The following is a 14,451-nucleotide window of genomic DNA, read 5'->3' on the forward strand; positions in this document are numbered from 1 at the left end:
GCCGCTTCTGGCTGAAGGCGGGATCTTCGCCCGTGCGGTCCCCGACCACGGGACGGAGCCGCGCGCTCACTTCTCGCGGAAGGCTCGACGCGTCTGATCGGTCAGGGGCTTGGTGAGGTAGGAGAGCACCGTCCGGTCCGCCGTCCTGATGAAGGCTTCGACGGGCATGCCGGGCATGAGCTTCGCACCGTCGAGGCGGGCGAGTTCCTGCTTCGATACGCCGAGGCGCACGAGGTAGTAATACGTGCCCGTGCGCTTGTCCTCGCTGACATCGGCCGCGACCCGCGTGACCGTGCCGCCGAGCTCGGGCGTCGTGCGCTGGTCGAAGCTCGGGAAGCGCAGGCTCGCCGCCTGCCCGAGCCGCACCCGGTCGATGTCCTGCGGCGCGACTCGCACCTCCACGACGAGCGAATCGGCCGTGGGAACGATCAGCATGATCGGCTCGCCCGGCGTGATCACGCCGCCGCGCGTGTGGACGGCGAGCTCGTGCACGTAGCCGGCCTGGGGCGAGCGGATCTCGATGCGCTGAAGCTGATCGAAGGCCGTTATCTTCTGCTCGGTGAGGGTCGCTGCTTTGGCCCGGATCTCGGCCAGTTCCTTCGCCACGTCGCTGCGCAGGTTCTGCTCCAGCTGAATGATCTGCAGCTCCGTCTCGGAGATCCTGCCCTTCGTCTGCGCGACGTTTGCAACCAACACGCCCCGCTCGCCCTTGAGCCGCGCGATGTCGCGCTCCAAGCTCGTGACCCGGCTCAGCTGGATGAGGTTCTTCTTCCAGAGATCCTGGACCCCCTCGTGCTCGCGCTGGATGATCGCGGTCTCCTGCTCCTTGGCCTCGCCCTGCTCGGACAGGCCGCGGATCTCGTCCCTCAACTGACCCACGCGCTCACGCAGCTGCGCCTTCTGCCCGAGCAGCGCGTCGCGACGGAGCCGAAAGAGCTTGCTCTCGCCCTCGACGATGCGGGCGACACCGGTGCCGGCCGCGCGCAGCTCGGCCGGAAACCCGATCTGTTCGAGGCCGTCGCGCTCGGCTTCGAGACGGGCCGTGCGGGCGGCGAGTTCCCAGAGGCTCTTGCTGACGCTGTCGTAGGTGGCCCTGGTCGTCGTCGCGTCGAGGCGGATCAGCAGATCGCCCGCGTTGACCCGCGCGCCCTCCTCGACGCGCAGCTCGGCGACGACGCCACCCGTCGGGTGCTGCACCTTCTTGATGTTGGTCTCGACGACGAGCGAGCCCGTGGCGATGATCGCCCCCGACAGCTCCGTCAGGGCGGTCCAGGCCCCGACGCCCGTGGCAAGCGCGAGGACGGCGAGCACGCCGAAGATGTGGCGCCGCAGGGAGCGGCGGGTCGCGCGGACGGGATCCTGATCCGTCATGCCACCCTCGTCGGGGTCTGGCGCGTGAGTGCGGCGAGTTGCGCGAGGACCTCGTCCCGCAGCCCGTGCATCTGCACCCGGCCGTCGTTGAGGACGAGGATGCGGTCGACCGCCGTCAGCGCGCTCGGCCGATGGGCGATGACGACGGCGATGCCGCCGCGGGAGCGCACGCCCTGCACCGCGGCCGCCAGCGCCCGCTCCCCGTCGAGGTCGAGGTTGGAATTCGGCTCGTCGAGGACGACGAGGAAAGGATCGCCGTAGAGCGCGCGGGCCAGGGCGACGCGCTGGCGCTGCCCGCCGGACAGGGCCGGGATCCCGGGCCCGATCGGCGTGTCGTAGCCGCCGGCCAAGCGCAGCACGATCTCGTGGATTCCGGCGGCCCGTGCCGCCGACAGCAGTGCCTCGGGGTCGGGACTGGGATCGAACCGGGTGATGTTCTGCGCGATGGTCCCATCGAACATCTCGACGTCCTGCGCGAGGTATCCGAGGCTGCGGCCGAGCTCGTCCCGGTCCCACTGATCGAGGGCAGCGCCATCGAGGCGGATGACGCCCCGGCTCGGGGGCGTGATCCCGACCAAGGCCCGGGCGAGCGTGGACTTGCCGGAGCCGCTCTGCCCGATCACGCCGAGCGCGCTGCCCGGGGCGAGGGCGAAGCTCACGTCGTGAAGGGCCAGCCGATCGGTTCCCGGGAGAGCGATGGACAGGGCCGTGACCCGCACGCTCTCGCGCGGCCTCGGGAGCGGCACGGGCGCGGATGGCTCCGCGCCCGGCAAGTAGGCGATGAGTCGCGACCAGGCTTGTCGTGCCGCGGCCACCGACTTCCAGTTCGCGATCGCCAGATCCACCGGCGCCAGCGCGCGAGCGGAGAGGATGGTGGCGGCGAGCATCACGCCGGCCGTCGCCTCCTCGCGGACCACGAGGAAGGCGCCGAGACCGAGGATGCCGGACTGGAGCACCGTGCGCAGGAGCCGGGCCGCACTGCCGAAGGCGATCGCGAGATCGTTGCCATCGGTCGTGACGTCGAGATTGCGCCGCGCCCTGTCCTGCCAGAGCGCGACCATGCGCGAGCGCATGCCGAGTGCGGTCAGCATCGGCGCGGCGCGGTGGACCATGTCGGTGAAGGCGCGCCGCTCGGCCGTGGCCTTCACCGAAGCGTGCGTCGGCTCGGCGCTGGCCCAATCCGTGAGGAGCGTCAGCGCGGCGAGGATCGCGGCACCGGCCGCGATCGTGATCCCGATCCAGGGATGGAAGAGAAAGCAGATCGCGATGTAGAGCGGCACCCAGGGCAGATCGAAGACGGCCGTGAAGGCCATGCTCCCGAGAAAACCGCGGACCGTGTCGAGGTCGCGCAGTGCCTGCGGCCCCTCGTCGGTGCGCGGCGGCTCAGCGCTGCGCGCGACCAGCGTGCGAAACAGGCGCTCCCCCAGACGCTCGTCGACGAGCCGCCCGAACCGCGCGAGGATGCGGGCCCGCAATACTTCGAGCAGGCTCTGGATCAGGAACAGCATCCCGGCGATGCCGGCGAGCCCGAGCAGCGTCGGGATGCTGCGGCTGGGCAGCACCCGGTCGTAGACCTGGAGCATGAACAGCGGGGCCGTCAGCATCAGCAGGTTGATGACGCCGCTCGCCACGATGGCGGTGACGAGCGCCCCCCGGCCGGCCCGGACGGCGCCCCAGAATTCGTGGCGCCCGCGCCGGCGCAAGCTGCGATCGTCGATCACGTGACCTCTCCCGCTGCGTCGCGATGGCCTCCGCCGAAGGGCGGCGGAGGCGCTTCCGCTCAGAGGCCGAGCAGGTGCAGACCGGTGGTGCTCGCGTGACCGCTCGGGTCAGTATGGTGGCTGTCGACGTGACCGCCGAGATCGAGCGAGGCGATGCCGAGATCGAGGCTCAGCCCGCCCGAACTCTCCGAACCATCCGGCACTGCGGAGAGCGGCGCGAGGTCGAGGAGCTTGCCGACCAGCGCATCCGACCCACCGCCCCCGCTCGCGGGGAACGCGATGCTGTCACCCGCGAGCAGATTGAGGCTGGCGAGGCTCGGCTGTTCGGCCGGGACGCCGAGGGCGCTGACCTGGACGGCGTGCGCGGGTTCGGCCGAAGGGGAAGCAACCGCGACATCGGCGATCGGGTTCGCCGTGGCCGGCCCGACGCCCACATCGATCAGGGGGTGGAGCGCGCCGTCCCCTCCGCCCCCGGATCCGCCGAGCAGGCCGCCGAGCAGCCCCCCGTTCGCGCTGCCCGTCGCGCCGTCGAGCAGGCCGGTCACGGGTGCGAGGACGCCGCCGGCAAGATCGCCGCCACCCCCTTGCCCGAGCCCCCCAACGGCTCCGGTCAGGCCGTCGACGAGACCGCCGGCCGCGTTCGTGACCGCGCCGAGGTCTCCCAGGATCGGGGAGACGGATCCGAGGCCATCTCCACCGAGGATGCCGCCGGGCAGGTTGACCACATCCGTCACGAGGTTGCCGGTTTCGCCCAAATGCCCGAGCCCGATCGTCTCCCCGAGATTGGTGAGGCCGTGCAGGGCATCGTTCAGGAGCGGCACGTCGTGTCCGATCGTCTCGATCCCGGCGTGCAGGTCGAGAATGGCGGCATTGGCGAGATTCGAGACCGGAGCCAGCAATCCGTTCGGCGAGAGCAGTCCACCGTTCGCGCTCGCAGCACCCGTGAGGCTGCCGAGCAGCGTGCCGCCCGCGTTGAGAACCTCGCCGAGATCCGAGAGAAGCGGGGTCACGGCGGAGACGCCGCCGCCGTTGAGCAGCCCTCCCGGTAGCGCCAGAGCGTCGCTGACGAGATTGGCCGGCTCGCCGATATGGCCGAGCCCCAGCGCCTCGCCGAGGCCCGTGAGGGCGTGGATCGGCCCATTCAGCGTCGGGTTCTGATGCCCGACATCCTCGAGCGTGGTATGGAAATCGAGCACGCTCTGGTTGAGCAGGTTCGTCGCGGGATCGAGGGCACCATTCGGCCCGACGATGCCGTTGCCCGACGCCGGCGCCGCGGTCAGGGATTGCACGAGCGTTCCGGCCGCGTCGGTGGCGTGGCCCGCATCGCCGAGCAGGCTGGCGATATTCCCAAGCTCGGTGGGCTGGCCGGCGGCGCCTGTCAGATCCGTGATCAGGTTGCCGGTCTCGCCGAGATGGCCGAGGCCGAGCGTCTCGCCGAGATTCGTGAGGGCGTGCAGCGGCCCGTTCAGCGCGGTGACCTGATGACCAGTAGCCTCGAGCTGCGCATGCGTGTCGAGCACGAGGCCGTTCGCGATCGCGGCCGCGCCATCCGGCACGGTGGCGTTCGCAGTGTCCGAGCCCGTCCCGTCGAGCGTCGACTCGACGAGGGATGCGACGGGGCCGAGGCTCGACAGCTGCGCGGTCGACAGAGCGGTCGAGGAGAGAAGAGCTCCCGGGCTGACAAGCCATTCGAGGCTGCGGGCCAGCGGCTGGCCCAAGACATTCAAGGATGATGCGGACATCAGACACTCCGATGATTTCGCATACAACCCTGGCTGTTCGATCAAGTTGCTCGATAGTCGAGCCAACGATTTTCCAAAATGATCAAAATTCTGATTTCTAAAATCGATTCGTCAAGCAAGATGTTGCCGAACAACATCTTTTCGACCCCTCCTCGCACATTTTCGGCTATGCAAAAGTCCTTTGCATTATCCGACATGCGATGCTGGCATCAAGCGAATCGCTGATTGCAGAGCGTTGAGCAAGTCAACCGGCCGCGGGAAAGTCTCGAGCCTCTCGTTAGGCGGGTTCGTCCCGCGCCGAATCCGGTCTCATCGATGCTCCGACGCAGAGCAGTCTCGGTGTGCGTGGCAAAGCCCCCGGTCAAGCGGGCCATCCGCCAACGCTCGTCGCTCCGGAGTTCAGGAGGCGAGGAACGGCAGGCGCTCGGCTTCGATCTGCGCCAGCAGATGCATCCCCGAGCGGGCGTACGCGTAGCGGGCGACCGCGATCCTCTCCGCCCAGTCCGGCAACCGCAGCCCCATCGTCTCGGTGATGACCAGGCCCTCCTCGTACGCCGGGCCGATCCGCCCTTCGACCATCTCGAGCCAGGCGAGCGCCTGGTCGATCCCGCGTCGGCCGCTCTCGACGGGGCAGTGTCCCGGGACAAGCCGTCCGTGTCCGATCCCGCCGAGCGTCGCCAGCGCGGCCCGCCAGCGCGGAAGGTCGGCGTCCGGGGTCGTCGCGGCACGGTCGAGGAAGACGAGTTCGCCGGGGAACAGCAGGCCGGATCTCTCCTCGAACAGGCAGAGGTCCTCGACGGTGTGGCCCGACAGGTGCAACAGACGGAAGCGACGCTCGCCGATCCCCTCCACGCCGTCGCGGGCCTCGCGCGCCGGTGCCCCGCATCCAGTCGCCCGCGACGCGGTACACGCCGGCGGCGAGTTCATTGCCGAAGCGCCTCAAGTCGGCCTGCTGGCCGGGCCCGGCCGAGACTGTATCGGCGGGGAAGGAGGTGGCGCCGAGACAGTGGTCGGCGTGGAAATGCGGGAGGTAGAAGCGGATCACGGGCTTGCCGTTGAGCCCGCATCATCCGGGAGGCGCTGCAGCTCGGCGCGGCCGGCTTCGTGCCGAAATCGTCGGGGCAGGCGACCTACCTGCAGGCGGTCGAGCGCGTCATGAACGGGCACATCTTCGTGCCGGCGGCGATCAAGGGCGGCCCGCATCCCGACCACGGCATCGAACCCGCCGCTCTGCGCGTCGGCTCGCTGACGCCCGCGCAGATGAACGTGCTCACCCTGATCAAGCGTGGACTGATCAACAAGCAGATCGCCTTCAGGCTCGGTATCAGCGACTCGATGGTGAAGGCCCACGTCTCGGAGATCATGCGCAAGCTCGGGGTTCGCAAGCGCACGCAGGTGGCGCTCTGCGCCGCCTCTCTCGATTTCGACAGGACGCTTGCCCGCTGCGAGTCGGGCGGCGGCCCACCGCGGCACGCATCCGGGCCCCAAGGTCGTCCATCCCCGCGGCGCGGCGATCCTCCGCCGTCCTCACCGCTCGTTAGCAGCAACCGCCAGTTGCGCTTGCTCGCCTTCATGCACGCGCTTACCAGCAGCGGATCAGCGCCTGCAATTGGCGCGCGGCCGCGCGCGGCCGCGCTCCGATGCCCGAAGGTCAGTCCGCATGACGCCCACATCGACCCAGCTCGAGCCGAAGCTCCTCCTGAAGAGCCTGCGGGCCTTCCGCAGGGGCGACTTCTCGGTGCGGCTGCCGCTCGACCTGACGGGGATCGACGGCGAGATCGCGGAGGCGTTCAACGACATCGCCGAGCTGAACGAGGGCCTCGCGCGGGAACTCGACCGCGTCGCCCGCACGGTCGGCAAGGATGGGCGCATCGGCGAGCGGGGCAAGCTGCCCGCCGCGACGGGCGGATGGATCGAGTGCATCGACTCGGTGAACTCGATGATCGGCGATCTCGTCCAGCCGACCACCGAGGTGGCGCGCGTCATCGGCGCCGTCGCCAAGGGCGATCTCGGCCAGACCATGCAGATCGAGATCGAAGGCCGCCCGCTCCGAGGCGAGTTTCTGCGGATCGGCAAGGTCGTCAACACGATGGTGGACCAGCTCAACTCCTTCGCCTCCGAGGTGACCCGCGTCGCCCGCGAGGTGGGCTCGGAGGGTAAGCTCGGCGGTCAGGCCCAGGTGAAGGGCGTCGGAGGGACCTGGAAGGATCTCACCGACAACGTGAACCTGATGGCCGCGAACCTCACGGGCCAGGTCCGCAACATCGCGGAAGTCACCACCGCCGTCGCCAACGGCGACCTCTCGAAGAAGATCACCGTCGATGTGAAGGGCGAGATCCTCGACCTCAAGTCGACCTTTAACACGATGGTCGATCAGTTGAACTCCTTCGCCTCCGAGGTCACGCGCGTCGCCAAGGAGGTGGGCACCGAGGGCAAGCTCGGCGGTCAGGCCCAGGTGAAGGGCGTCGGCGGCGTCTGGAAGGATCTCACCGACAACGTGAACATGATGGCCGAGAACCTGACGAGCCAGGTTCGCAACATCGCCGAGGTCACCACGGCGGTCGCGCGGGGCGACCTCTCGAAGAAGATCACCGTCGACGTGAAGGGCGAGATCCTGGCCCTCAAGCTCACGATCAACACGATGGTGGATCAGCTCAACTCCTTCGCCTCCGAGGTGACTCGCGTCGCCCGCGAGGTCGGCACCGAGGGCAAGCTCGGTGGTCAGGCACAGGTCGAAGGCGTCGGCGGGACCTGGGCGGATCTGACCAACAACGTGAACATGATGGCGGCGAACCTCACGGGGCAGGTCCGCAACATCGCCGAGGTCACCACCGCCGTCGCCAATGGCGATCTCTCGAAAAAAATCACCGTCGACGTGCGGGGTGAGATTCTAGAGCTCAAGAACACCATCAACACGATGGTGGATCAGCTGAACTCCTTCGCCTCCGAGGTGACCCGGGTCGCCAAGGAGGTGGGCTCGGAAGGAAAGCTCGGCGGACAGGCCCAGGTGAAGGGCGTGGCCGGCACCTGGGCGGATCTGACCGACAACGTGAACCTGATGGCCGAGAACCTGACCGGACAGGTCCGGAACATCGCCGAGGTCACCACCGCCGTCGCCAACGGCGACCTCTCGAAGAAGATTACCGTCGACGTACGCGGCGAGATCCTGGAGCTCAAGAACACCATCAACACGATGGTGGATCAGCTGAATTCCTTTGCCTCCGAGGTGACCCGCGTCGCCAAGGAGGTGGGCTCGGACGGAAAGCTCGGCGGACAGGCCCGGGTCGAGGGCGTGGCCGGGACCTGGGCGGATCTCACGAACAACGTGAACCTGATGGCCGCCAATCTCACCGGCCAGGTCCGCAACATCGCCGACGTGACGACGGCGGTCGCCAACGGCGACCTCTCCAAGAAGATCACCGTCGACGTGCGCGGCGAGATCCTGGAACTGAAGCTGACGATCAACACGATGGTGGACCAGCTGAACTCCTTCGCGTCCGAGGTCACGCGCGTCGCCCGCGAGGTCGGCACCGAGGGCAAGCTCGGCGGTCAGGCCCAAGTGAAGGGCGTCGGCGGCGTCTGGAAGGGACTGACGGACAACGTGAACATGATGGCGGCGAACCTCACGGGGCAGGTCCGCAACATCGCCGAGGTCACGACGGCGGTCGCCAACGGCGATCTCTCGAAGAAGATCACCGTCGCGGTCGAGGGAGAGATCCTGGAGCTGAAATCGACCATCAACACGATGGTGGACCAGCTGAACTCCTTCGCCTCCGAGGTCACGCGCGTCGCCCGCGAGGTGGGCATCGAGGGCAAGCTCGGCGGTCAGGCCCAAGTGCGCGGCGTCGGCGGGACCTGGAAGGACCTCACCGACAACGTGAACATGATGGCCGCGAACCTCACCGGGCAGGTCCGCAATATCGCCGAGGTCACCACGGCGGTCGCCAACGGCGACCTCTCGAAGAAGATCACCGTCGACGTGCGCGGCGAGATCTTGGAGCTGAAATCGACCATCAACACGATGGTGGATCAGCTCAACTCCTTCGCGTCCGAGGTGACCCGCGTCGCCCGCGAGGTCGGCACCGAGGGCAAGCTCGGCGGTCAGGCCCAGGTGCGCGGCGTCGGCGGGACCTGGAAGGATCTCACCGACAACGTGAACATGATGGCCGCGAACCTCACCGGGCAGGTGCGCGGCATCGCGAGCGTCGTCACGGCGGTGGCGCAGGGCGATCTCAAGCGCAAGCTCTCGGTCGACGCCAAGGGCGAGATCGCGGCGCTCGCCAACACCGTCAACGAGATGATCGAGACGCTCGCCACCTTCGCCGATCAGGTCACGAACGTCGCCCGCGAGGTGGGCGTCGAGGGCAAGCTCGGCGGACAGGCGCGGGTGCCGGGCGCGGCCGGCCTGTGGCGCGACCTCACCGACAACGTGAACCAACTGGCGGCGAATCTCACGACCCAGGTGCGCGCCATCGCGGAGGTGGCCACCGCCGTGACCAAGGGCGACCTCGCCCGCTCCATCTCGGTCGAAGCCTCCGGCGAGGTCGCCTCGCTGAAGGACAACATCAACGAGATGATCCGCAACCTGCGCGACACGACGTTGAAGAACGCCGAGCAGGACTGGCTGAAGACCAACCTCGCCAAGTTCACCCGCATGCTGCAGGGCGAGCGCGATCTCGCCACGGTCTCGAACCTGATCCTGTCCGAGATCGCGCCGCTCGTGAACGCGCAGCGTGGCGTGTTCTACATGGTGGAGAACGAGGGCACCGAGCCCTCGCTCGAACTGGTGGCGAGCTACGCCTTCACCGAGCGCAAGAACCTCTCGAACCGCTACCGGATGCGCCAGGGCCTGATCGGGCAATGCGCCTACGAGAAGAAGCGCATCCTGCTCACCAGCGTGCCGGGCGATTATATCACGATCGGCTCGGCGCTCGGCGAAGCGCCACCCCTCAACATCATCGTGCTGCCGGTCCTGTTCGAGCAGGACGTGCGCGCCGTGATCGAGCTCGCCTCGTTCAACCGGTTCAGCGAGGCGCACCAATCCTTCCTCGACCAGCTCACGGAATCGATCGGCATCGTGCTCAATACGATCGCGGCGAACATGCGCACCGAGGGCCTGCTCAAGCAGTCGCAGCTCCTGACGAGCGAGTTGCAGAGCCAGCAGGAGGAATTGAAGAAGACGAACGACCGGCTGGAACTCCAGGCCGCCTCCCTGCAGCAATCCGAGGATCTGCTGAAGAGCCAGCGCGAGCGCCTGCAGATGACGAACGAGGAGTTGGAGGAGAAGGCGCGCCTCCTCGAGATTCAGAAGAAGGAGGTCGAGGGCAAGAATCGCGAGGTCTCCGTCGCCAAGACGGCTCTGGAGGAGAAGGCCGAGCAGCTGGCGCTGACCTCCCGCTACAAGTCGCAGTTCCTGGCCAACATGAGCCACGAGCTGCGCACGCCGCTCAACAGCCTCCTGATCCTCTCGAAGCTCCTGTCCGAGAACCGCGACGGCAACCTGAGCGACAAGCAGCGGGAATTCGCCAAGACCATCAACGCCGCTGGGACGGACCTGCTCTCGCTCATCAATGATATCCTCGACCTGTCCAAGATCGAGTCCGGCACCGTCTCCCTCGAACTCGGCGACATCGCCCTGCAGGACCTCGTCGATCACCAGGAGCGGACGTTCCGGCAACTCGCGATTGAGCGGCAGATCGCCTTCGAGATCGACCTCGCGCCGGGGCTGCCGCGGGTCGTGCGCACGGACGCGAAGCGCCTGCAGCAGGTGCTGCGCAATCTCCTGTCGAACGCCTTCAAGTTCACCGAGAAGGGCGGCGTCACGCTGCGGATCGCTTCGGCGGAGGGCTCGCCTCTGCGAGCCGGCAGCCAGTGGCTCTCGCTCGCCGTGACCGACACCGGCATCGGCATCCCGGAGGGCAAGCAGCGGATCATCTTCGAAGCGTTCCAGCAGGCCGACGGCACCACGAGCCGCAAGTACGGCGGCACCGGTCTCGGCCTGGCGATCAGTCGCGAGATCGCGCGCCTCCTCGGCGGCGAGATCGTCCTCGACAGCCGGCCGGGTGAGGGCAGCACCTTCACGCTGTTCCTGCCCTTCGAGCCGCCGGCCTCCGCCGGCATCGGCCGGACGATCGACTTCGGCGACGGGGCCGCCCCGCTCAGCGCGCGCCAGCTCTCCGCGGCCACCGCGCTCTCGGCCTCGGCCGACGATCGCCACGCGATCCATAACGGCGACCACCTCGTGCTCATCATCGAGGACGACGCGATGTTCGCCTCCGTCCTCCTCGAACTGGCGCGGGAGCGCGGCTTCAAGGGGCTGATCGCGCAGGACGGGGCGGCGGCGCTCGGGCTCGCGCACCGCTACAAGCCGCACGCCATCACCCTCGATATCGGCCTGCCCGACATGGACGGCTGGGCGTTGCTCGACCTCCTCAAGAATGACGCCCGCACCCGGCACATCCCGATCCACGTCATCTCGGTCAACGACGAGAAGAAGCGCGGCCTGCGCGCGGGCGCATTCGGGTTCCTGGAGAAGCCGGTCGACCGGGAGGGCCTGCTGAAGGCGCTGGAGCGATCGAAGGACTTCATCACGCGGCCGGTCCGCAATCTCCTGCTCGTCGAGGACGACGAGAACCAGCGCGCCAGCGTCACGGCGCTCCTCAAGGACGAGGACGTGAACGTCTGCGGATTCTCTACCGCGTCGGCGGCGCTCGAGGCCGTCAACGGCGGCCGCTTCGACTGCGCGATCATCGACCTCGGCCTGCCGGACATGGGCGGTGCCGACCTCATCGAACAGATCCGCAGCATCGAGGGTGGCGAGGAACTGCCGATCATCGTCTACACCGGCAAGGAGCTCACCTCCGTCGAGGAGAAGCAGCTGAAGCAGTCGGCCTCGACCATCATCATCAAGGACACAACCTCGCCAGAGAGGCTCCTGGAGGAGACGGCCCTCTTCCTCCATCGCACGATCGCCACCGTACCGGCGGAGGAGCAGATCATCGTTTCGCGGAAAGAATCCACGTCGCTCCAGGGCTGCCGCATCATCCTCGTCGACGACGACGTGCGGAACATCTTCTCGCTCACCAGCGCATTGGAGCAGTACGGCTTGGAGGTTCTGTTTGCGGAGAACGGGCGCGACGGAATCGAGCTCCTGAAGGCGAATCCGAATGTGGACGCGATGCTCGTGGACATTATGATGCCCGGGATGGACGGCTACGAGACCATGCGGGAAATCCGCAGCCACGATGCGTTCCGGACCCTTCCGCTGATCGCCGTCACGGCGAAGGCGATGAAGGGCGACCGGGAGAAGTGCATCGAGGCGGGCGCGTCCGACTACGTGTCCAAGCCCGTCGACATCGACCAGCTTCTTGCCGTGCTCCGCGTCCAGCTCGAGCGCCGCGGCAACGGAGCCCACAGCGTGAACGCGGGCGCGCCGCCTCTCTCGGACGAGGGCACGCGCGTCCAATGATGGATTATCCGCCGCTGCCTCTGAGCTTTCCGGAGCCCGCGGACGATCTGCCGGCGGAGGCGGAGCACCGCGCGATCCGTGCCAAGATCCTGATCGTCGACGACGACCGGCGCAACCTGCTGGCGGCATCCGAGGTGCTCGATCAGCCGGGCCTGGAGCTCGTTCTCGCGGATACGCCCGAGGAGGCCCTGCGCCGCACGCTGCGGGAGGATTTCGCGCTGATCCTCCTCGACGTGCAGATGCCGAGGATGGACGGCTATGAAGTCGCCGCGCTGGTCCGGAGCCGGCCGCGCACCTCCCGGGTGCCGATCGTGTTCCTGACGGCGCACAACAAGGACGACATCCACATCTTCCGGGGTTACTCGGCGGGGGCCGTCGACTACGTCTTCAAGCCGATCCAGCCCCTGGTCCTGAAGTCGAAGGTCGACATTTTCGTCGACCTCTACCGGAAAACCGAGGAGATCAAGGGCAAGGCCGCCGCCGAGAAGCGGCTGCTCCTCGAGAACCTCCGCGTGCGCGGCGAGAAGCTCGAGGCGGAGCGGGCCCTGCGCCGGCAGGAGGAGCATCAATCGGCCGTCCTGCGCGGGTTGCCGATCGCCCTCTACACCGCCTCGGTCGGCGAGGCGGACCGCCGCCTGAACTTCACGAGCGACAGCATCGCCCGGATCACGGGTTTCTCGCGCGAGGCGTTCGCGGCCGGCGGGTTGTGGCAGTCGCGGCTGAACCCCGAGGACCGGGACCGGGCGCTCGCCGCGCTGGACACGATCGGCGATAACGGCACCGTCGCGATCGAGTACCGCTGGCGCAATGCCGACGGCGAGGAGCGCCACATCCTCGATCAGATCGTGCTGAACCGGAGCGAGGACGGTGTTCCGGCCGAACTCTTCGGCGTCTGGTTCGACGTGACCGACCGCAAGGAACTCGAACTCAGCCTGCTGCACGCGTCGAAGCTCGAGGCAGTCGGCCGGCTCACCGGCGGCATCGCCCACGACTTCAACAACATGCTGGGCATCGTGATCGGCAATCTCGATCTCCTGCAGCGCGCTCTGCCGCCCGACGAGAAGGTCTCGCGCCGGATCGAGCACGCCCTCGACGGCGCGCAGCGCTGCGCGGAACTGACGAGCCGCCTCCTCACCTTCTCGCGCCGCTCGCCGCTGCAGCCGAAGCTCTTGGAATTCGCCACCTTCATGCCGGGGCTGGTCAAGCTCTTGGAGCGGACGCTCGGCGAGCGCGTGAGCGTGACGCTGACGATGGACGCGGGGATCCCGCCCGTCCGCGTCGATCACGCACAACTGGAGGCGGCGCTCATCAACCTCGCCGTCAATGCGCGCGACGCCATGCCGGAAGGCGGCAGGCTCGACCTGTCGGTGCGGGCCCGGAATGACGCGGCCTCCGAGGGTGCTCGGGTCCCGTTCGTGGAGATCGCCGTCACCGATACCGGAACCGGCATGCCGCCATCCGTCCTCGCCCGCGTCTTCGAGCCCTTCTTCACCACCAAGGAAGCCGGCAAGGGCACGGGCCTCGGCCTCAGCATGGTCTACGGCTTCGTCCAGCAGAGCGGGGGCACGATCGCGATCGACAGCGTGCCCGATCAGGGTACCACGATCACGGTCGCGCTGCCGGCCTTCGTCGGGGAGGCGACCGGGCTTTCGGACCGGCCGGCGCCCTCCGCCGGGCACGCGGTGACGGGCGAGGGCAAGATCGTGCTCGTGGTCGAGGACGACGCCGACGTCCGCCAGATCGCGATCTCCGCCCTGGAATCCCTCGCCTTCCGGGTCATCGACGCGAAGGACGGCGAGGACGCTCTGCGCACGCTGGAGACGAATCCGGACGTCCACCTCGTCTTCAGCGACGTGAACATGCCGGGCGCGATCACCGGCCTCGAACTCGGCCGGATCATCCGGGTTCGTTGGCCGGCCGTCTCGGTGCTCCTCACCTCCGGCTACCTTCGCGAAGATCAGGACCCGAGCGAGTTCGACATCTTGCAGAAGCCGTATCGGACCTCCGATCTGGAGGCGGCTCTGAGCAAGATCGCCCCGTCGCGCGAGCGCTGCGCTCACTGAGGCCGGGCTCGCACCCCAACGGTCGGCGAAAGGCTATTCGCGAGCGCGCGGACGCACGGTCGCGCATTCGCACGACGTGATTCAGC

Annotated in this window: 6 protein-coding genes and 1 pseudogene; 3 read left to right on the top strand and 4 right to left on the bottom strand. The window is 68.0% G+C overall.

Features of this window, described 5'->3' with window-relative positions:
• Positions 1 to 66: 66 nt before the first annotated feature.
• From DK389_RS06910 to DK389_RS06925, 4 genes are all read right to left on the bottom strand, one after another.
• On the bottom strand, positions 67 to 1,371 hold the full coding sequence (locus DK389_RS06910) for an HlyD family type I secretion periplasmic adaptor subunit (protein ID WP_109888353.1): 1,305 nt from the start codon (positions 1,369 to 1,371) through the stop codon (positions 67 to 69).
• Positions 1,368 to 3,092: a type I secretion system permease/ATPase gene (locus DK389_RS06915; RefSeq protein ID WP_109888355.1), complete on the bottom strand. Its 1,725-nt coding sequence runs from the start codon at positions 3,090 to 3,092 to the stop codon at positions 1,368 to 1,370. The genes DK389_RS06910 and DK389_RS06915 overlap by 4 nt, the downstream gene beginning before the upstream one ends.
• Before the next feature lie 59 nt (positions 3,093 to 3,151).
• A complete protein-coding gene (locus DK389_RS06920) occupies positions 3,152 to 4,834 on the bottom strand; it encodes a hypothetical protein (RefSeq protein WP_109888357.1) in 1,683 nt (560 codons plus the stop codon).
• 399 nt (positions 4,835 to 5,233) lie between these two features.
• Entirely contained in the window at positions 5,234 to 5,686 is a 453-nt protein-coding gene (locus DK389_RS06925; RefSeq protein ID WP_109888359.1) for a hypothetical protein, read from the bottom strand.
• A 408-nt stretch (positions 5,687 to 6,094) separates the two neighbouring features.
• On the opposite strand from DK389_RS06925, the pseudogene DK389_RS35520 reads away from it, so the two are divergent.
• The 3 genes and pseudogenes from DK389_RS35520 to DK389_RS06940 all read left to right on the top strand — a co-directional run.
• Positions 6,095 to 6,181, top strand: a pseudogene (locus DK389_RS35520) (DNA-binding response regulator); the annotation flags it as partial.
• 313 nt (positions 6,182 to 6,494) lie between these two features.
• Complete coding sequence (locus tag DK389_RS06935; RefSeq protein ID WP_236960688.1) at positions 6,495 to 12,302, top strand: HAMP domain-containing protein; 5,808 nt, start codon at positions 6,495 to 6,497, stop codon at positions 12,300 to 12,302.
• Positions 12,299 to 14,365: a response regulator gene (locus tag DK389_RS06940; protein ID WP_109888361.1), complete on the top strand. Its 2,067-nt coding sequence runs from the start codon at positions 12,299 to 12,301 to the stop codon at positions 14,363 to 14,365. Before DK389_RS06935 ends, DK389_RS06940 begins: the two co-directional genes overlap by 4 nt.
• Positions 14,366 to 14,451: the final 86 nt, after the last annotated feature.

It is taken from the genome of Methylobacterium durans (genome assembly GCF_003173715.1).
GTDB lineage: Bacteria > Pseudomonadota > Alphaproteobacteria > Rhizobiales > Beijerinckiaceae > Methylobacterium > Methylobacterium durans.